This is a genomic window from Frigidibacter sp. MR17.24 (genome assembly GCF_037095655.1).
Classification (GTDB): Bacteria; Pseudomonadota; Alphaproteobacteria; order Rhodobacterales; family Rhodobacteraceae; genus Frigidibacter.
The window spans coordinates 926,949-946,708 of record NZ_JBAWKE010000002.1; the positions used below are offsets into that span (position 1 = coordinate 926,949).

17 protein-coding genes are annotated in these 19,760 nt (G+C 69.2%); 7 read left to right on the forward strand and 10 right to left on the reverse strand.

Annotated features, from left to right (window positions below; genetic code table 11):
* Positions 1–10: 10 nt before the first annotated feature.
* The 5 genes from nusA to V8J39_RS11765 form a co-directional block, all read right to left on the reverse strand.
* Positions 11–1,627, reverse strand: coding sequence for a transcription termination factor NusA (nusA, locus tag V8J39_RS11745; protein ID WP_336461066.1), 1,617 nt, complete (start codon positions 1,625–1,627; stop codon positions 11–13).
* Between the two features lie 3 nt (positions 1,628–1,630).
* Positions 1,631–2,236, reverse strand: coding sequence for a ribosome maturation factor RimP (gene rimP, locus V8J39_RS11750; protein WP_336461067.1), 606 nt, complete (start codon positions 2,234–2,236; stop codon positions 1,631–1,633).
* A gap of 149 nt (positions 2,237–2,385) precedes the next feature.
* Entirely contained in the window at positions 2,386–2,787 is a 402-nt protein-coding gene (locus tag V8J39_RS11755; RefSeq protein ID WP_336461068.1) for a (deoxy)nucleoside triphosphate pyrophosphohydrolase, read from the reverse strand.
* On the reverse strand, positions 2,787–4,151 hold the full coding sequence (gene argJ, locus V8J39_RS11760; protein WP_336461069.1) for a bifunctional glutamate N-acetyltransferase/amino-acid acetyltransferase ArgJ: 1,365 nt from the start codon (positions 4,149–4,151) through the stop codon (positions 2,787–2,789). Before argJ ends, V8J39_RS11755 begins: the two co-directional genes overlap by 1 nt.
* Before the next feature lie 48 nt (positions 4,152–4,199).
* The gene (locus V8J39_RS11765; protein WP_336461070.1) at positions 4,200–5,111 is read right to left on the reverse strand and encodes a peptidylprolyl isomerase; all 912 of its coding nucleotides are present in this window, start codon (positions 5,109–5,111) and stop codon (positions 4,200–4,202) included.
* A gap of 202 nt (positions 5,112–5,313) precedes the next feature.
* Here V8J39_RS11765 and secA point away from each other — a divergent pair, with 202 nt between their 5' ends.
* Positions 5,314–8,121, forward strand: a complete 2,808-nt coding sequence (secA, locus tag V8J39_RS11770; RefSeq protein ID WP_336461071.1) for a preprotein translocase subunit SecA — start codon at positions 5,314–5,316, stop codon at positions 8,119–8,121.
* Positions 8,122–8,312: 191 nt separating this feature from the next.
* Entirely contained in the window at positions 8,313–9,263 is a 951-nt protein-coding gene (locus V8J39_RS11775) for a hypothetical protein (RefSeq protein ID WP_336461072.1), read from the forward strand.
* Positions 9,264–9,300: 37 nt separating this feature from the next.
* Here V8J39_RS11775 and radC read toward each other — a convergent pair whose 3' ends face one another.
* From radC to dnaK, 3 genes are all read right to left on the reverse strand, one after another.
* Positions 9,301–10,077, reverse strand: coding sequence for a RadC family protein (gene radC, locus V8J39_RS11780; protein ID WP_442902582.1), 777 nt, complete (start codon positions 10,075–10,077; stop codon positions 9,301–9,303).
* Between the two features lie 170 nt (positions 10,078–10,247).
* The gene (dnaJ, locus tag V8J39_RS11785) at positions 10,248–11,414 is read right to left on the reverse strand and encodes a molecular chaperone DnaJ (RefSeq protein WP_336461073.1); all 1,167 of its coding nucleotides are present in this window, start codon (positions 11,412–11,414) and stop codon (positions 10,248–10,250) included.
* Between the two features lie 149 nt (positions 11,415–11,563).
* Complete coding sequence (dnaK, locus tag V8J39_RS11790) at positions 11,564–13,483, reverse strand: molecular chaperone DnaK (protein ID WP_336461074.1); 1,920 nt, start codon at positions 13,481–13,483, stop codon at positions 11,564–11,566.
* Between the two features lie 179 nt (positions 13,484–13,662).
* Between dnaK and V8J39_RS11795 the strand changes: the two genes are divergently transcribed.
* Complete coding sequence (locus V8J39_RS11795; RefSeq protein ID WP_336461075.1) at positions 13,663–14,295, forward strand: alpha-ketoglutarate-dependent dioxygenase AlkB family protein; 633 nt, start codon at positions 13,663–13,665, stop codon at positions 14,293–14,295.
* Here the strand turns inward: V8J39_RS11795 and V8J39_RS11800 are convergent.
* A complete protein-coding gene (locus tag V8J39_RS11800; protein ID WP_336461076.1) occupies positions 14,292–14,750 on the reverse strand; it encodes an SRPBCC family protein in 459 nt (152 codons plus the stop codon). The genes V8J39_RS11795 and V8J39_RS11800 overlap by 4 nt on opposite strands.
* Positions 14,747–15,571, reverse strand: coding sequence for an ABC transporter permease (locus V8J39_RS11805; protein WP_336461077.1), 825 nt, complete (start codon positions 15,569–15,571; stop codon positions 14,747–14,749). Before V8J39_RS11805 ends, V8J39_RS11800 begins: the two co-directional genes overlap by 4 nt.
* A 203-nt stretch (positions 15,572–15,774) precedes the next feature.
* On the opposite strand from V8J39_RS11805, the gene cysQ reads away from it, so the two are divergent.
* The 4 genes from cysQ (at position 15,775) to galU (ending at position 19,743) form a co-directional block, all read left to right on the forward strand.
* Positions 15,775–16,572: a 3'(2'),5'-bisphosphate nucleotidase CysQ gene (cysQ, locus tag V8J39_RS11810; RefSeq protein ID WP_336461078.1), complete on the forward strand. Its 798-nt coding sequence runs from the start codon at positions 15,775–15,777 to the stop codon at positions 16,570–16,572.
* Positions 16,573–16,581: 9 nt separating this feature from the next.
* Positions 16,582–17,406, forward strand: a complete 825-nt coding sequence (locus V8J39_RS11815) for a 3-deoxy-manno-octulosonate cytidylyltransferase (protein ID WP_336461079.1) — start codon at positions 16,582–16,584, stop codon at positions 17,404–17,406.
* A gap of 38 nt (positions 17,407–17,444) precedes the next feature.
* The gene (locus V8J39_RS11820; protein ID WP_336461080.1) at positions 17,445–18,698 is read left to right on the forward strand and encodes a glycosyltransferase family 2 protein; all 1,254 of its coding nucleotides are present in this window, start codon (positions 17,445–17,447) and stop codon (positions 18,696–18,698) included.
* Positions 18,699–18,846: 148 nt separating this feature from the next.
* Positions 18,847–19,743 (forward strand): UTP--glucose-1-phosphate uridylyltransferase GalU, encoded by an 897-nt coding sequence (gene galU, locus V8J39_RS11825; protein ID WP_336461081.1) that lies wholly within the window; start codon positions 18,847–18,849, stop codon positions 19,741–19,743.
* The last annotated feature ends 17 nt before the right edge of the window (positions 19,744–19,760 follow it).

A 19,760-nucleotide genomic window follows, 5' to 3' on the forward strand; every position in this document is an offset into this window, starting at 1 on the left:
CTCAGATCCCTCAGGCGTCTTCCTCGTCGGCCGCGGCTTCGTCATCCGCCTCGGCCTCGGCATCCAGCTCGGCGGGGTCGACCCAGCCCAGCGAGATCCGCGCGGTCATCACCAGACGCTGCGCTTCCTCGAGGCTGACGTCGAACTTCTCGAGGATGCCTTCGTCCTTGACGCGCTCGCCGTTGACCGTGGTCCAGCCGCCGGCCAGTTCCCAGTCGGCGCAGGTCGCAAAATCTTCGAGCGTCTTGACGCCATCCTTCGCGAGCGCCTCCACCATCTGGGGAGTGAGGCCCTCGAAGTCAATGAGCGCGTCCTCGACGCCGAGCGCTTTCGCGGCCTCGAGCGCCTTGGCGTTCTGCGCCTCGATGTAGTCGCGGGCGCGGGCCTGAAGTTCCTCGGCCGTGCCCTCGTCGACGCCGTCGATCACCAGAAGCTCGTCGAGGTCGACATAGGCGACCTCCTCGAGGTTGGTGAAGCCCTCGGCGACCAGCAGCTGGGCGAAGGTCTCGTCGAGGTCGAGCGCTTCCATGAACATGCCGGTGCGGCTGGCGAATTCCGCCTGGCGGCGTTCGCTTTCCTGCGCCTCGGTCAGGATGTCGATGTCGAGTGCGGTCAGCTGCGAGGCGAGGCGCACGTTCTGGCCGCGGCGGCCGATGGCGAGCGAGAGCTGCTCGTCGGGCACGACGACCTCGATCTTGCCGGCTTCCTCGTCGATGACGACCTTCGAGACTTCCGCGGGCTGAAGCGCGTTCACGAGGAAGGTGGCCTGATCCTCGTTCCACGGGATGATGTCGATCTTCTCGCCCTGCAGCTCGTTCACCACGGCCTGCACGCGCGAGCCGCGCATGCCGACGCAGGCGCCGACCGGGTCGATCGAGTTGTCATAGGAGATCACGGCGATCTTGGCGCGCGACCCGGGATCGCGGGCGCAGGCCTTGATCTCGATGATGCCGTCGTAGATCTCCGGCACTTCCATCTTGAACAGCTCGGCCATGAACATCGGGTCGGTGCGCGACAGGAAGACCTGCGGCCCGCGGGGTTCGCGGCGCACGTCCTTGATGTAGCAGCGGATGCGGTCGTTCGGGCGATAGCTCTCGCGGCCGATCTTCTCGTTGCGGCGCAGGATCGCCTCGCCACGGCCGATGTCGACGATGATGTTGCCGTATTCCTCGCGCTTGACCATGCCGTTGATGATCGAGCCCTTGCGGTCCTTGAATTCCTCGAACTGGCGGTCGCGCTCGGCTTCCCGGACCTTCTGCAGGATGACCTGCTTGGCCGATTGCGCGGCGATGCGGCCGAGGTCGACGGGCGGGACCTCGTCGATGACCTCGTCGCCGATCTGCGGGTCGGCCAGGTACTGCTTGGCCTGCTTGACGGTCAGCTCGGCCTGATAGTTCTCGACCGCGTCATCCTCGACGACGGTGCGCACGCGGGTGAAGGTGGCGCGGCCGGTCTTGCGGTCGATCGCGACTCGGATGTCCATCTCGGCCCCGTAGCGCGACTTGGCGGCGCGGGCGAGGCTGTCCTCCATGGCTTCGATGACCAGCTCGGGGTCGATCATCTTCTCGCGCGCGACCGCCTCGGCGGTCTGCAGCAGTTCAAGCTGGTTGGCAGAAGTGATGGCCATCTGTCACGCCTCCTGGGACGGGTTGCCGGCCTCTGCCGGGTCTTCTTCGGTTTCGATGTCGTCGAACTGGTCTTCGTCGATGACGCCCGACGCCTTCTTCTGGCGCAGCATCTCGGCGATCAGCTCGTCGGTCAGGATCAGTTTCGCATCGGCCAGCAGCTCGAAGTTCAGGCCGATCACGACCGCTTCGCCCTGGTCCTCGATCTCGATCAGCGCCTCGTCGCCTTCCGAGCCGCGGATGATGCCCTTGAAGCGCTTGCGCCCGTCGATCTGCTCGGTCGTCTCGAGGCGGGCCTCGTAGCCCTCCCACATGTCGAAGTCCTTGAGCCGGGTGAGCGGCCGGTCGATCCCGGGGGACGAGACCTCGAGGTGGTAGTTGTCCTCGATCGGGTCCTCGACATCCATGATCGCCGACACCGCGGTCGAGATCTTGGCGCAGTCGTCGACGTCGATGCCGCCCTCGGGGCGGTCGGCCATGACCTGCAGGGTCTTGGTCTGACCGCCCATCAGGCGGATGCGGACGAGTTCGTAGCCCAGGCCCTCGATGACGGGCTGGACGATTTCGGCGAGACGCCGGTCGATCGCGGTCTTGGCGATGAGGTCGGTCATGGATCCGATCCCTGAAAACAAAAAAGCGGGCCGAAGCGGCCCGCATGCGTTTCGGTTGGGCTGAAGGTTTGGACCCGTCCAGCGCCGCTGTTGAGCTGCATATACGCGTGCCCCCCCGAATCTGCAAGCGCCCTTGAGTCAGCCCGGCGTCAGAGCCAGTCGCGCAGGATCGGGATCAGCGGAATGTCGGCGGGCGGCATCGGGTAATCGGCAAGATCGCGCGCCCGCACCCAGGCCAGGGTCTGGCCCTCGCGCGGGGTGGGGATGCCGTTCCACTTGCGGCAGGCGAAGAGCGGCATCAGCAGGTGGAAGTCGTCATAGGCATGGCTGGCGAAGGTCAGCGGCGCGAGGCAGCTGGCCCAGGTGTCGATGCCCAGCTCCTCGTGCAGCTCGCGGATCAGCGCCTCTTCGGGGCGCTCGCCGGGCTCGATCTTGCCGCCCGGGAATTCCCACAGCCCCGCCAGCGACTTGCCGGGCGGGCGCTGCGCCAGAAGCACGCGGCCCTCGACATCGACGAGGGCCACGGCGGAAACGAGGACGACCCGGGTCATCAGCTGCGGTAATCCGCGTTGATGTCGATGTAGCCATGCGTCAGGTCGCAGGTCCAGGCGGTGAAGGCGCCCTTGCCCAGCCCCATGTCGACGCCGATCACCAGCTCTTGGCGCTTCATGTAGGCCGAGGCCGCCTCTTCCGAGTAGTCGGGCGCGCGCCAGCCGTTCTCGGCCACGGTGATGTCGCCGAAGCGGATCGCCAGCCGGTCGCGGTCGGCCTCGGCGCCGCACTTGCCGACGGCCATCACCACGCGGCCCCAGTTCGCGTCCTGGCCCGCGATCGCGGTCTTCACCAGCGGCGAGTTCGCAATCGCCATCGCCACGGTCTTGGCATCGGCATCCGACGCGGCACCGGTGACCTGCACCTCGACGAACTTGGTCGCGCCCTCGCCGTCGCGCACGACCTGGTGGGCGAGCGAGGTCATCACCTCGCGCAGCGCCGTCTCGAAATCCCTGGCGACCTTCGAGCGCATGTCGGTGATCGGCTTCGCGGCCGAGGCGCCGGTGGCGGCGATCAGCAGCGCGTCCGAGGTCGAGGTGTCGCTGTCGACGGTGATCGCGTTGAAGGTGGTGTCGGTCAGGCGCGACACGATCCTTTGCAGCGCCTTCGTCTCGATCGTGGCGTCGGTGAAGATGTAGACCAGCATCGTCGCCATGTCGGGCGCGATCATGCCCGAGCCCTTGGCGATGCCCGCGATCTTGATCGCGCCGCCCTCGCCCGCGATCTCGGCCGCGGCGCCCTTGGGGAAGGTGTCGGTGGTCATGATCGCGCGTGCCGCGCCCTCGATCCCCTCGGGGTCGAGAAGGCCCTTCAGGTCCTCGATCTTCGCGGTGATCCGTTCCCAGGGCAGCGGCTCGCCGATCACGCCGGTCGAGGAGGAGAACACGCGGCTTGCGGGCAGGCCCAGCGCATCGGCCACGCCGCCGGTCAGCCGGTCGACCGCCTCTTGCCCGTTCGAGCCGGTGAAGGCGTTGGCATTGCCCGAATTGACCACGATCGCGGCGCCGGCGCCCTCGGGCACCTTGACGGTCAGCTTGCGCTGGCAGTCATGCACGCAGGCGGCGCGGGTCTTCGAGCGGGTGAAGGTGCCGGCCATCGCGGTGCCGGGGGCGAGGCGCGCCAGCATCACGTCGGTGCGCCCGGCATAGCGCACGCCGGCGGCGGCGGCGGCGAACTCGACCCCGCCGATCACCGGCAGTGCCGGGAAGCCCGCGGGGGCGAGGGGCGAGACCGCGAGGGGCTTCTTCACCTTCGGGGTCTCGATGGTGGGGGTCGAGGCTTCCTTGGCCGCCGCGAGCTTGGTCTTCAGCTTCGCGACCTTGGCCTTGAGCTTCTTGGCTTCGACCTTCGCCTTCTTCGCCATCTGCCGGTCCTTTCCGTCTCTCGGGCGGACCGGCAGCGGCCGGTCACGTCATTCCGGGAGAATCGTGTCGTCTTTCACGACCGAAGGGTCAATACCGTCCGTGTTGCGCTCGACCGTCGCGGCAGCGGAAACGCGCGCGATCTCGTCGGTCACGGCCTTTTCCTGGATCTCGGCGGCCAGCTGGTCGCGCACGTCGTCGAGCGCCGGCGCCGAGGCTTCGCGGGTGTCGTTGAGCTTGATGATGTGCCAGCCGAACTGGGTCTGCACCGGCTCGGACACGTCGCCCGGCTTCATCGCCATCACGGCCTTCTCGAACGGCTCGACCATCATGCCCGCGCCGAACCAGCCGAGGTCGCCGCCATCGGGACCCGACGGGCCGGTCGACTTCTCTTTCGCCACCTCGGCGAAGTCCTTGCCGCCGTCGATCTCGGCCTTCACGGCCTTGGCCTCGTCCTCGGTGGTCACGAGGATGTGCGAGGCGTTGTATTCGGTCGAGGGCTCGACGTTGGCGTACTTGGCGTCATAGGCGGCCTGCACGGCCTCGTCGGTCACGGCGGCGGTGGCGATCTTGTCCAGCGCGATGCCGGCGACATAGGCCAGGCGCTGGGTCTTGAGCAGCAGCTGGTCGCGGGCGGTCAGCTCGCCCTCGCCGATCTTGGCCAGCGCGGTCTGCTGCACCAGCTGGTCGAGGATGCCCTTGAACAGCTGGTCGTCGGGCAGCGCGAGGTACTGCTGCGGCAGCGCCGAGCGCAGCGCGATCATGTCGCCCAGGGTGATGTCGGTGCCGTCGACGGTGGCGACGACGGTCTCGGCGGTCAGGTCGGTGCGGGCCGGGGCGGTCTCGGTCGCCGTCTCGGTCGCGGGGGCGGCGGGCGCGGTGTCCTGGGCCATCGCGGGGATCGCGGGCAGCAGGGCGAGACCGGCCAGCAGGGCGCGGACAGAGGTTGCGGTCAGGGTCATCAGTGCACTCCGGCAGGGCTGCATGAGGCTTGCAGCGTTGACAGTATTGCGGGCGGACCTTACATCGCCAAGGGTCCCCGCGGGGGCCGTCCGTCCGACGATTGCCGCCGTTCTAGGCTTGGCGAGACAGGGCGGCAAGGCTGCCCGTCACACGATCCCGTCAGGCTGGGAGGCCGGGACGGGATGCCAGGCCGGAGAAAGCATGCTGGGCATCGGAAGTCTCGCACGGAAGGTCTTCGGTACGCCGAACGACCGCAAGGTCAGTTCCGTGCGCCCGCTCGTCGCGAAGATCAACGCGCTGGAACCCGAGTTCCAGGCGCTGTCGGACGAGGGGCTGAAACAGAAGACCGCGGAATTCAAGGAGCGCTACGCCAACGGGGAGAGCCTTGACGCGCTGCTGCCCGAGGCCTTCGCGAACTGCCGCGAGGGCGCGCGCCGCGCGCTGGGCCTGCGGGCCTTCGACGTGCAGCTGATGGCGGGGATCTTCCTGCACCAGGGCAACATCGCCGAGATGAAGACCGGCGAGGGCAAGACGCTGATGGCGACCTTCCCGGTCTACCTCAACGCGCTGGCGGGCAAGGGCGTGCACGTCGTCACCGTCAACGACTACCTCGCCAAGCGCGACGCGGAGTGGATGAGCAAGGTCTATGCCCAGCTGGGCATGACGACCGGCGTCGTGGTGCCGTTCCAGCCCGACCCGGACAAGCGCGCGGCCTATCGCGCCGACATCACCTATGCGACCAACAACGAGCTTGGGTTCGACTATCTTCGCGACAACATGAAGAACTCGGTCGAGGAGATGGCGCAGCGCGGGCACTTCTTCGCGATCGTCGACGAGGTCGATTCGATCCTGGTCGACGAGGCGCGGACGCCGCTGATCATCTCGGGCCCGTCGCAGGACCGCTCGGAGCTGTACAAGACCCTCGACCAGTTCATCCCCGAGCTGACCGAGGAGCACTTCACCCTCGACGAGAAGCAGCGCCAGGCGACCTTCACCGAGGAAGGCAACGAATACCTCGAGAAGCGGCTGCAGGGCGCGGGCGTGCTGCCGGCCGGGCAGACGCTGTACGATCCCGAATCGACCACGATCGTGCACCACGTCACCCAGGCCCTGCGCGCGCACAAGCTGTTCCTGAAGGACCAGCACTACATCGTGCGCGACGGCGAGGTGATGCTGATCGACGAGTTCACCGGCCGGATGATGAAGGGCCGCCGCCTGTCCGACGGCCTGCACCAGGCGATCGAGGCCAAGGAAGGCGTCACCGTCCAGCCCGAGAACGTGACGCTGGCGAGCGTGACGTTCCAGAACTACTTCCGTCTCTACGACAAGCTGGCCGGCATGACCGGCACCGCGGCCACCGAGGCCGAGGAGTTCATGGAGATCTACAAGCTCGGCGTCGTCGAGGTGCCGACCAACCGCCCGGTGCAGCGCGTCGACGAGCACGACGCCGTCTACCGCACCGCGCGCGAGAAGTACGAGGCGATCGTCAAGGCGATCCACGAGGCCCATGCCAAGGGCCAGCCGATCCTGGTGGGCACCACCTCGATCGAGAAGTCCGAGATGCTGTCGCAGCTGCTGACGGCCGCGAAGGTGCCCCACAACGTGCTGAACGCCCGCCAGCACGAGCAGGAGGCCCATATCGTCGCCGAGGCCGGCAAGCTTGGCGCGGTGACCATCGCCACCAACATGGCCGGCCGCGGCACCGACATCCAGCTGGGCGGCAACGTCGAGATGAAGGTGATGCAGGCGCTGGCCGAGACGCCCGAGGCGCATCCCGACGAGCTGCGCGCCCGGATCGAGGCCGAGCATGCCGCCGACAAGCAGAAGGTGCTGGAGGCCGGCGGCCTGTACGTGCTGGCGACCGAGCGGCACGAAAGCCGGCGGATCGACAACCAGCTGCGCGGCCGCTCGGGCCGGCAGGGCGACCCGGGCCGGTCGTCGTTCTTCCTGAGCCTCGAAGACGACCTGATGCGGATCTTCGGCTCGGAACGGCTGGAAAAGGTGCTTTCGACGCTGGGGATGAAGGAAGGCGAGGCGATCGTGCACCCTTGGGTGAACAAGTCGCTGGAGCGCGCGCAGGCCAAGGTCGAGGCGCGCAACTTCGACATCCGCAAGCAGCTGCTGAAGTTCGACGACGTGATGAACGACCAGCGCAAGGCGATCTTCGCCCAGCGGCGCGAGATCATGGAGACGGGCGATCTGTCGGAGATCGCGGCCGACATGCGCCACCAGGTGATCGACGACCTTGTCGACGATTACGCGCCGCCGAAGACCTATGCCGACCAGTGGAACACCGCCGGCCTCGCCGAGGCCTGCCGCGGGATCCTGATGCTCGACCTGCCGGTCGCCGACTGGGCGGCCGAGGACGGCGTCGACCAGGAGGTGCTGCGCGAGCGCATCGAGGCGCGCAGCGACGCCTTCATGGACGAGAAGGCCGCGGCCTTCGGCCCCGAGACCATGCGCAACATCGAAAAGCAGGTGCTGCTGCAGACCATCGACGGCAAGTGGCGCGAGCATCTGGTGACGCTCGAGCATCTGCGCTCGGTCGTGGGCTTCCGCGGCTATGCCCAGCGCGACCCGCTGTCGGAATACAAGACCGAGGGCTTCGCGCTGTTCGAGGCGCTGCTTGACGGGCTGCGCAGCGAGGTCACGCAGAAGCTGTCGGCCGTGCGGCCGCTGACGCAAGAGGAGCAGGAGCAGATGATGCGCCAGTTCCTTGCCCAGCAGCAGGCCGCGCGCGGTCCGCAGGCCCCCGCCGCCCCGGCGCCGGAAACGCAGGCGGAGCCGCAGCCCGAGCCCGCGCTGGCCGGAGCGGAGCCGGCAGAGGCCGCGCTGGCCCCCGCGCCGCGCGCCGAGGCGCTGGCCGCGCCCGAGCCCGCCCCGGCGCCGGCCGCGGTCGCGGGCTTCGACCCCGAGGATCAGGCGACCTGGGGCAATCCCTCACGTAACGATCCCTGCCCCTGCGGGTCGGGCGAGAAGTTCAAGCACTGCCACGGCCGGCTGGCCTGAGCCGGACCGTCGCGCCCGGCCGGTCTGGCCGCAGCTGACATGACCATCGCGGCGGGGTCTTCCAGACGGGAAGGTCCCGCCGCGACGCATTTCGGCGCCCGATCGCGGCGCCAGCGCCACCTTGGCGCCCAGCGTTTGCCGGATTCGGGTATTAACGATGATGCCCGAAGATCCAGCGCGCGGAGGGACCGATGCAGCTTCAGGCAGGACGAATGCGGATCGCCGCGGTGTCGGTGGTGGCGGCGCTGGCGCTGCTGAGCGGCGGCCAGATGCTGGCGCGAGGCTGGGCCCCGGCGCCGGGCCCCGGCGACGTGCCGGCGGCCGATGTCGTCGGGCAGGCGGATGCGGCGGTGCCGGCAGAGGCGACCTTGGACAGCCTGGCGGCTGGAACCGGGGCGGCGGGGCCGCAGGGGCCCGTACCCGTGCCCGTGCCCGTGCCCGCACCGGTGGCGGCCGTTGCGGCGGCGCCGGATTGCCGCACCCGGCTGGCGCTGAAGGCCGACGGTCCGCTGCTGGAGCTGTCGGCGACGCTGCCCTGCGACGCGGGCGAGGTGGTGCACATCGCGCATGCCGGTGTCCGCTTCAGCCGCCCCGTGGCGGCCGACGGCACGCTTCGCGTCGTGTTCCCGGCGCTTGCCGCCGAGGCGCTGGTGAACGTGACGCTGCCGGGCGAGGAATCGCCCCAGCTGATCGAGACCCCGGTGCCGGGGTTCGACATGCGTTCGGTGCTGGGGCTGGCCTGGACCGCCGGCGACCCGGTGGCGGTGAACGTGTTCGAGAACGGCGCCGCCTTCGGCGAGCCGGGCCATTTGCGCGCGGCACGCGGAGTGAACGGGGCGGGCGCGGTGGGGCGGCTGTTCCTCCTTGGCGATCCCGGCAAGGCGGGCACGCCGCTGACGGCGATCTACCTCGTGCCAAAGGGCGGGATCGATGCCGCGATCGAGCTGGAAGTGTCGAGTGGCAAGGGCCGGACCTGCGGGCGCGACGTGGTCACGACCCGGCTCGGTGCCGGGCCCGACGGCGATCTCGAGCGTGCGGTGATGCGGGTGACGCTGCCCGACTGCGGCGAGCCTGCCGGCTGGGTGCTGCTGCCGATCGCCCGGCTCGAGGGGCCGCGACTGGCCGAGGCCGAGAACGGCTGAGACCGGGCGGGCCCGCGCTTACGGGGCGCGCACGGCGCTACAGCAGGCCCTCGGACCGAAAACTCGTCTCGCGCGAGCGGCCGATGATCAGGTGATCGTGGATCGCGATTCCCAGCGCTTCGGCGGCGGCGCGGATCTGGTCGGTCATCGCGATGTCGGCCTGCGACGGCGTCGGATCGCCCGAGGGGTGGTTGTGCACGAGGATCAGCGCCGAGGCGTTCAGTTCGAGCGCGCGCCTGACGACCTCGCGCGGGTAGACCGGCACGTGGTCGACCGTGCCGCGCGCCTGTTCCTCGTCGGCGATCAGCGTGTTGCGCCGGTCAAGGAACAGGATCCGGAACTGCTCGGTCTCGCGGTGGGCCATGGTCATGTGGCAATAGTCGAGAAGCGCGTCCCAAGACGAGATCACCTGCCGGTTCAGCACCCGCGCCCGCGTCATCCGCTGCGCCGCCGCCGCGACCAGCGCAAGGTCCTGCGCCACCGCGGGGCCCGCGCCCTCGACCGCGGTCAGGGCGGGGGCGGGGGCGGCGAGCACGCCGGCCAGGTCGCCGAAGCGGTCGATCAGGCGGCGGGCGAGCGGCTTGACGTCCTGGCGCGGGATCGCGCGGAACAGCAGCAGTTCAAGCAGTTCGTAATCCGGCATCGCCGCGGCGCCGCCGTCGGTGAAGCGCTGGCGCAGGCGGGCGCGGTGGTCGCGGATGTAGCTGGGCAGCCGTGCCCCCGCGAGCGCCGCCCCCGCGGGCTCGGCCTCGTCCCCGGCGAGGTCGAAGGCGGTCTGCGCGTCGGAAAGGCCGGGGCTGCGATGGGGCATCATGCCGCCAGCCTCGCGCGGCATGGTGAAGGAAGCGTTAAGGCTGGGGTGCGGGTGGCTCCGGCGCGGGCAGCGGCGGTCCGGGAGGGGGCGCTGCCCCCGCGGCCCGTGCCGGGCCGCCCCCCGGGATATTTCGGCCAAGGCGAAAGGGCGCGGGTCGCGCGCCCCTCCGGTCAGTTCTTCATCCCGTCCCAGAAGTTCTTGACCTTCGAGAAGAAGGTCGAGCTTTCGGGGTTGTTGTCCTCGCTCAGGCGGTCGAACTCGCGCAGCAGGTCCTTCTGGCGCGAGGTGAGGTTCACCGGCGTCTCGACCGCGAGTTCGATCATCATGTCGCCGGTGCCGCCCCCGCGCAGCGCGGGCATGCCCTTGCCGCGCAGCCGCATCTGCCGCCCGGTCTGGCTGCCGGCGGGGATCTTCACCCGCGAGCGGCCGCCGTCGATCGTCGGCACCTCGACCTCGCCGCCGAGCGCCGCATCGACCATGCCCACCGGGACCCGGCAGTAGAGATTCGTGCCCTCGCGCTGGAACAGCGCGTGGTCGCGCACCTCGAGGAAGATGTAGAGATCGCCCGAGGGGCCGCCGCGCAGGCCGGCCTCGCCCTCGCCGGCGAGGCGGATGCGGGTGCCGGTCTCGACCCCGGCGGGGATGTTGACCGAAAGCGCGCGATCCTTCTCGACCCGCCCGGCGCCGTGGCAGACCTTGCAGGGGTTCTTGATCGTCTGACCGAGGCCGCCGCAGGTCGGGCAGGTGCGCTCGACCGTGAAGAAGCCCTGCTGCGCGCGCACCTTGCCCATGCCCGAGCAGGTCGGGCAGACGGCGGGCTCGGCGCCGCCCTCGGCCCCGGTGCCGGTGCAGGCGCCGCAGGTGACCGAGCTGGGCACGTTGATCTGCTTCTGGACGCCGGTGAAGGCCTCCTCGAGCGTGACGCGCAGGTTGTAGCGCAGGTCCGAGCCGCGCTGGGCGCGCGAGCGTCCGCCGCCGCCGCCGCCACCCGGGCCGCGACCGCCCATGAAATCGCCGAACAGGTCCTCGAACACGTCCGAGAAGGCCGAGGCGAAATCGCCCTGGCCGCCGCCGCCGAAGCCGCCGCGCCCGCCACCGCCGCCCATGCCGCCCTCGAAGGCCGCGTGGCCGTAGCGGTCGTAGGCCGCCTTCTTGGTGTCGTCCTTCAGGACGTCATAGGCCTCGTTCACTTCCTTGAACTGGGCCTCGGCCTCGGGGTTGTCCTGGTTGCGGTCGGGGTGAAGCTCTTTCGCCTTCTGGCGATAGCCCTTCTTGATCTCATCGGCCGAGGCGCCCTTCGAGACCCCCAGAATTTCGTAGTAATCCCGTTTTGCCATCGAAATCCCCAGATGCCGGTGCCGCAGCGATCTGCCTGCCCCGGAGGGTCCGTCACGCCTGTCACAGCGCGCCTAACCCGCCGGTCCCTGCAAAGCAAGGGCCGGCCCGCCTTTCGGCAGGCCGGCCACGCGTCGTCACCCGCGCCGCGTCAGCGGCGCTTGTCCTCGCCCAGATCCTCGAAATCGGCATCGACGATGTCGTCGTCCGCCGACCGGGGCCCATCTTCCTCGTCGTCCGAGGAGGACTTGCCGCCCTCGGTCTGCTGGGCCTTGTAGATCGCCTCGCCGAGCTTCATCGCCGCCTCGGTGAGGTTCTGCATCGCGCCCTTGATCTTGCCGGCGTCGTCGCCCTTGAGCGCCTCTTCCAGCGGGTTCATCGCGAACTCGATCGCCTCGACGGTCGAGCCGTCGACCTTGTCGCCATGCTCTTCCAGCGACTTGCGGGTCGAGTGCAGCAGGTTCTCGCCCTGGTTCTTCGCCTCGACGACCTCGCGGCGCTTCTTGTCGGCCTCGGCATTCGCCTCGGCGTCGCGGACCATCTTGTCGATCTCGTCGTCGGAGAGGCCCCCGGACGCCTGGATCGTGATGTTCTGCGACTTGCCGGTGCCCTTGTCCTTGGCCGAGACCGAGACGATGCCGTTGGCGTCGATGTCGAAGGTCACCTCGATCTGCGGCATGCCGCGCGGCGCCGGCGGGATGTCTTCAAGGTTGAACTGGCCCAGCAGTTTGTTGTCGCTGGCCATTTCGCGCTCGCCCTGGAAGACGCGGATCGTCACGGCGTTCTGGTTGTCCTCGGCCGTGGAGAAGATCTGCGACTTCTTGGTCGGGATCGTGGTGTTGCGGTCGATCAGGCGGGTGAACACGCCGCCCAGCGTCTCGATGCCCAGCGACAGCGGGGTCACGTCGAGCAGCACGACGTCCTTCACGTCACCCTGCAGCACGCCGGCCTGGATCGCCGCGCCAAGCGCCACGACCTCGTCCGGGTTCACGCCCTTGTGGGGTTCCTTGCCGAAGAACTCGGTCACGGCTTCCACGACCTTGGGCATGCGGGTCATGCCGCCGACGAGGACGACCTCGTCGATCTCGCCCTTCGAGACGCCGGCGTCCTTGAGCGCGTCGGCGCAGGGCTTGAGCGACTTCTTGATCAGGTCGGCCACCAGCTGCTCGAGCTTCGAGCGGGTCAGCTTCATGACCATGTGCAGCGGCGTGCCGGACTTCATGTCCATCGAGATGAACGGCTGGTTGATCTCGGTCTGCTGGCTGGACGAAAGCTCGATCTTCGCTTTCTCGGCGGCTTCCTTCAGGCGCTGAAGGGCCATCTTGTCCTTGGTCAGGTCGACGCCATGCTCTTTTTTGAACTCCTCGGCGAGGTAGTTCACGATGCGCATGTCGAAGTCTTCGCCACCCAGGAAGGTGTCGCCGTTCGTCGACTTGACCTCGAACAGACCGTCGTCGATTTCCAGGATCGTGATGTCGAAGGTGCCGCCGCCGAGGTCATAGACCGCGATCGTCTTGCTGTCCTTCTTGTCCAGACCATAGGCCAGCGCGGCCGCGGTCGGCTCGTTGATGATGCGCAGCACCTCGAGGCCGGCGATCTTGCCGGCGTCCTTGGTGGCCTGGCGCTGGGCGTCGTTGAAATAGGCCGGCACGGTGATCACGGCTTGGGTGACCGTCTCGCCGAGATACGACTCGGCGGTTTCCTTCATCTTCTGAAGGATCATCGCCGAGACCTGCGCGGGCGAGAACTTCTCGCCCCGGGTTTCGACCCAGGCGTCGCCGTTGCCGCCGTCCACGATGTTGTACGGGACGAGGTTCTTGTCCTTCTCGACTTCCGCGTCGCCGACGCGGCGGCCGATCAGGCGCTTGACGGCGAAGATCGTGTTGGTCGGGTTGGTCACGGCCTGGCGCTTGGCGGCCTGGCCGACAAGGCGCTCGCTGTCGGTGAAACCGACGATGGACGGCGTGGTCCGGGCCCCTTCGGAGTTCTCGATGACGCGCGGCTGCGACCCATCCATGATGGCGACGCAGGAGTTCGTGGTCCCGAGGTCGATGCCGATGACTTTGGCCATATGTCTTCCTCTCTTAGGCGATATCTTGGAACGCAGGCCCGATGCGCGGCCCCTGCTTTCCTATCCCAGGGTGGTTGCGCGATCCGGTGGCCGGGGAACCCGGTTCCGGTGTCCGGACGTATATAGGGAGGGCGTTTTGGGGCTGCAAGCGCCGCAAGCGGCCCTCTGGGGGGCAGCACATGCAGAAATCGGACGAACTTCCCGCGCTGCCGGCGCCGCAGGCGATCCGCGGCTTCCGGCTCTATGAGGCCGCGTTTGACCGGGCGGGGCAGGCGGCGCTGGTCGAGGACCTGCGCGGCGTGATCGCGGCGGCGCCGCTCTTCTCGCCCGAGACCCGGTTCGGGCGGAAGATGAGCGTGCGGATGACCTCGGCCGGGCGCTTCGGCTGGGTCTCGGACCGGCGCGGCTATCGCTACGAGGCGCGCCATCCCGCGGGCGGCGAATGGCCGCCGATCCCGGCGCGCGTGCTGGCGCTGTGGCACGCGGCGACGGGGCTCGCGCGCGAGCCGGACTGCTGCCTGCTGAACTTCTATGGCGAGGGGGCGCGGATGGGCCTGCACCAGGACCGCGACGAGGCGGACTTCCGCTGGCCCGTGGTGTCGATCAGCCTGGGCGACCGGGCGCTGTTCCGCATCGGCACCACCGAGCGCGGCGGGCCGACGCAAAGCCTGTGGCTGACCTCGGGCGACCTGCTGGTGATGGGCGACGCGGCGCGCCTCGTGCATCACGGCGTCGACCGGATCGACTTCGGATCGTCGCCGCTGCTGCCGCGGGGCGGGCGCATCAACCTGACGCTGCGGGTGGTCGACTAGCCGCGCATCACCAGCGTCGCCAGCTGCATCAGCGCCGCGGTCCAGCCCATCTCGGCGCCGGCGAAGACGCCGGGCGGGCAGGCGGGCCCGGGCGTGTAGCTTTGGGTCACCGACAGCAGGCAGCCCATCGGCTGGGCGGTGATTCGCGCCTCGGTCGCGGCACCGAACAGGCGGGTGCCGTCGGGCCCGTGCGCGCCGAGGTCGAGGCTGATCGCCGCGTCGGGTTCGAGCGCGGTGATCGTCCCGCGGGTCCACATCCGGCTGCCGTCGGGGCCGGCCATGCAGACCTCGAACCGGCCGCCGACCTTCGGTTCGACCACCGCCTCGGGCGCGGTGAAGGGGAAGGGCGCGAACCAGCCGCGCAGATCCTCGGCCGTGGTCCAGGCGGCGAAGACGCGGGCGGCGGTCGCCGGCATCGGGCGCGAGATCTTCAGGACGGGGGGCGTGTCGGTCATCGGGCGCTCCAGCTCATCGAGGCACGGCGGCGGGTGTAGAATTCGCCCATCAGCCCGATCAGGATCACGATCGGGGTGATCATCAGCGGGTATTCCCAGTTGGTGTGGAACGGGCTGTAGTTGACGAAGATGAAGCCGCGCAGCTGGTCGATGATGTGGAAGAGCGGGTTCCACTCGAAGAACGGCAGCATCGACCAGCTGAGCGTGTTGCCGACGAACATCTTGCCCGACGCGATCATGCTGGCGCGCGAATAGAGCGCCTGCAGGATCGAGGTGGCCTGCGGCGACCAGGGCCGGATCGCCAGCAGGATCAGCCCCAGCCCGATGCCGTAGAACCACCCGAGCAGGATCATCGCCATCGCCGCGACCGGGTATTCGAATTCCAGCGGCTCCGGCGCGAACATGACGTGGTAGCCGTACAGCAGCACCGCCATCGTCAGCACCTGCAGGTACAGCGAGGCGAGCGCGGCCGAGATGATCGCCACCGCCGTCGTCATCGGCCCGTGCATCTGCATCTGCGAGGTCGACGAGCCCGACGAGGCGACGGCGCCCATCGCCTTGGTATGCGCCATGAAGGTGGCGATGCCCGACATCATGTACAGGAAATAGTCGCCGCGGATCGCCGAGCCGCGCATCCGCATCATCTGCATCAGCACGTAGAACACCAGCAGCAGCGCCGCGGTCTGCAGCACGTTCATCAGCAGCCCGTAGACGGCATTGCCATGCCCCTTGCGGATCGCGCGCACGGTCGAATGGAAGATGAGCTCGCCGATCGACAGCGCGGTCGCGACGGTCCCTGTTCGGCGCGGCGTGTAGAACATGCCCGCAATCCCCTGTGGGCGCCGGTCTTGGCGGCGCGGTGTCCTGCCCGAGGCCCGGCAGTCTAGTGCCGGGCGGCCGCGCGGGCGATCTCTTCTTGCTGAAAACCTTGCCGATCCCGCGCGCCGCCAGCATAAGGGGGGCGACATGCTTTCACAACCGCGGCCTCGATCCCGGGGCGGCGGCGGAACAGGGGGGACGTGCCTTGGATCTCGACCGGCTGACGACCGTCATGCGCAGGCTCGCCCTCGAGGCGGGCGACCGGATCATGGAGATCTACGAGGCCCCCGACTTCGATGTCCGCTCGAAATCCGACGACAGCCCGGTGACTGCCGCCGACGAGGCCGCCGACGCCCTGATCTCGGCCGGTCTGGCCGAGGCCTTCCCGGGCATCGCGCTGGTGACCGAGGAACAGGCGGCCAGCCACGCGCAGGAGGTCGACACCTTCCTGATCGTCGACCCGCTGGACGGCACCAAGGAATTCGTGCAGCGCCGCGGCGATTTCACCGTCAACATCGCCTATGTCGAGAAGGGCGTGCCGCTGCGCGGCGTCGTCTATGCCCCGGCCAAGGGCCGGCTGTTCTACACCCTCGCCGATGGCCGCGCCGTCGAGGAGAAGGGCGCCTTCGCCAAGGATGCCGCGGGCGAGCAGGTGCCGATCGCCGTCTCGACCCCCGACAACCGCGGCCTGATGGTCGTCGCCTCGAAGTCGCACCGCGACCAGGCCACCGACGACTACATCGCGGGCTATGCCGTGCGCGACATGACCTCGGCCGGCTCGTCGCTGAAATTCTGCCTCGTCGCCACCGGCGAGGCCGACCTCTACCCCCGCCTCGGGCGGACGATGGAATGGGACACCGCCGCGGGCGATGCCGTGCTGCGCGGCGCCGGCGGCGAGGTCGTGACCTTTGAGGGTCACGCGCCGCTCGCCTATGGCAAGGCGGGCTTTGCCAATCCGTTCTTCATCGCCTATGCCCCGGGCGTTCTGCTGGCCAAGGGCTGACCCACCACCATGACCACCGCTTCCGCCTCTGACCCGGGCGTCCTGATCGTCGTTCCCGCCCGCTATGCCTCGAGCCGCTATCCCGGCAAGCCGCTGGTCGCGCTGCGGGGTGCCGACGGCGTCGCCCGCACCCTGATCGAGCGCAGCTGGCGCGCCGCGACCGAGGTCGCGGGCGTGGCGCGGGTCGTCGTCGCCACCGATGACGACCGCATCCGCACCCATGCCGAGGGCTTCGGGGCCGAGGTCGTGATGACCTCGGAAACCTGCCGCAACGGCACCGAGCGCTGCGCCGAGGCGCACGAGGCGCTGGGCGGCGGCTATGAGATGGTGGTCAACCTGCAGGGCGATGCGCCGCTGACGCCGCCCTGGTTCGTCGAGGCGCTGATCGCGGGCCTGCGGGCCGATGCCGAGGCCGAGATCGCGACCCCGGTCCTGCGCTGCGAGGGCGCGATGCTCTCGAGCCTGCTCGAGGACCGCCGCAACGGCCGGGTCGGCGGCACCACCGCCGTCTTCGGCGTCGCGGGCCAGGCGCTCTACTTCTCCAAGGAAGTCGTGCCCTTCACCGGGCGGGACTATGCCCCCGCCGAGCCGACCCCGGTCTTCCACCACGTCGGCGTCTATGCCTATCGGCCCGCGGCGCTGGCCGCCTATCCGGGATGGACGATCGGGCCGCTCGAGACGCTCGAAGGGCTGGAACAGCTGCGCTTCCTCGAGAACGGGCGCCGCATCGCCTGCGTCGAGGTCGAGGCCCGCGACCGCCAGTTCTGGGAGCTGAACAACCCCAGCGACGTGCCGCGGCTCGAGGCCATGATGGCCGAGATGGGGATGGCGTGAGCGCCTTCGGGCCCGATCCCCACGACAGTCCCGGCGCCATGCCGCTTCCCGCCACCAGCCTCGTCATCGTCTCGCGCCACCGCGAGGCCACGCTGCTGCGCTGCCTGCGCGGCGTGGCCCAGATGGCGCATCCCTGCGCCGAGCTGGTCGTCGTCGCCGATCCCGCCGCCTGCGCCGCGGTCCGCGCCAGCGGGATCGCGGCCAAGGTGCTGGAGTTCGACCGCCCCAACATCTCGCTGGCCCGCAACCTGGGGATCCGCGCGGCGGCCGGAGAGGTCGTGGCCTTTCTCGACGACGACGCCGTGCCCGAGCCGACCTGGCTCGCGCGGCTGAGCGCGCCCTTCGCCGATCCGGACGTCGCGGCCGCCGGCGGCTGGGTGCGCGCGCGCAACGGCTTCGGCTGGCAGTGGCGCGCCGGCACCGTCGACCGGCTGACCCGTCCCGGTCCGCTGGCGGCGCCCGCCGACCGCACCAGCCTGCACCGCGCCACCCCGGGCACCGCGATCGAGATCAAGGGGGTGAACTGCGCCTATCGCCGTGACCTCTTGCTCCAGATCGGCGGCTTCGATCCCGAGCTGGCCTATTACCTCGACGAGACCGAGCTGAACCTGCGGCTGGCCGCGCGCGGCGCGCTGGTGGCGGTGGTGCCCGATGCCGTCGTCCATCACTTCAAGGCCGGGTCGCGCCAGCGCAGCGCGCGCCGGGTGCCGGTCTCGCTGCACGACGTCGGCGCGAGCACGGTCGTCACCCTGCGCCGCCACGGCGCCACCCCGGACGAGACCGCGGCCCGGCTTGGCACCCTTGCCGAGGAAGAGCGCGCCAAGCTGCTGCGGCTGATGCTGCGCGGGGATGTCGAGCCGCGCGATGTCGGGCGGCTGCTGGCGACGCTGGCCGACGGGATCGCCGGGGCGCGGTCGCGCGCGCTGGCACCGCTGGTGCCGCTGGTGCCGCTGCCCGAGGCGGCGCGCCTCCAGCCGCTGGCGCTGCCGCCGCGTCCGGGCCGGGTGCTGTGCGGCCGGCCGCTCGCGTGGCGCCGGCTGCGCCGCGAGGCCCGGGCCTGCGCCGCCGCCGGCGAGGTGGTGACCCTGATCGCGATGGAATCCTCGCCGCGCTGGCACTGGATGCGGTATGATGGCGCAGGTTTCTGGGAACAAAGCGGCGGGGTCTGGGGTTGGTCCCGTCGCGAGGGGCCTAAGGTTGTTTCTCTGCGATTCGCCTCAAGGGCGAAATTGGAGAGGGGTATTCTGTCGCGTTTTCGACCAGTGGGTCCGATATTGCGGCAGGAGTTGTAGATGCGCCGGCCTCTATGGCGTGAAGCGGGCGGATTGTCTCGGCAACGTCACCGTAACGTGACAGCAGGGTTGTTAGAGACGACGAGTTCGGAGACAGTTTTCCCATCGCCCGCTGCACTGCGGCATGTGGATCAGACAAGGTAGGACCATGAAGCGTAAAGTCACCAAGGCGATCTTCCCCGTAGCGGGTCTGGGTACCCGGTTTCTCCCCGCGACGAAGTCGATTCCCAAGGAAATCATGACGCTGGTCGATCGCCCGCTGATCCAGTACGCGATCGACGAGGCCCGCGCCGCCGGCATCGAGGAATTCATCTTCGTGACCTCGCGCGGCAAGTCCGCGCTCGAGGACTATTTCGACGCGGCGCCGGTGATCCAGGCCGAGCTGGAAGCCAAGGGCAAGAAGGACCTGCTCGAGGTCCTGAAGAAGACCACCATGGATTCGGGGCAGATCGCCTACATCCGCCAGCAGAAGGCGCTGGGCCTTGGCCACGCCGTCTGGTGCGCGCGCCGCCTGCTGCAGGATGACGAGGCCTTCGCCGTCCTGCTGCCCGACGACGTGATCGCGGCCGAGAAGCCCTGCCTGCAACAGATGGTCGAGGCCTACGAGGAGACCGGCGGCAACATGGTCGCCACGATGGAAGTCTCGATGGACAAGGTGTCGTCCTACGGCGTGCTGGACGTGGCCGAGGACATGGGGTCGGTCGTGCGCGCCAAGGGCATGGTCGAGAAGCCCAAGAAAGAGGAGGCGCCCTCGAACCTCGCCGTGATCGGCCGCTACATCCTGCAGCCCGAGATCATGGAGACGCTGAACCAGAAGAAGATCGGCGCCGGCGGCGAGATCCAGCTGACCGACGCGATCGCGCAGGAGATCACCGCCAACGACAACGTCTACGGCCTGCGCTTCCGCGGCCAGCGGTTCGACTGCGGTTCGAAATCCGGCTTCCTGCAGGCGACCGTGGCCTTCGGCCTGGCCCGCCCGGACCTGTCGGCCGAATTCTCGGACTTCCTGGGCGAGATCGTCGCGATGCGCCAGGCGGCGGAGTGAGCCGTAAGGCCTGACTA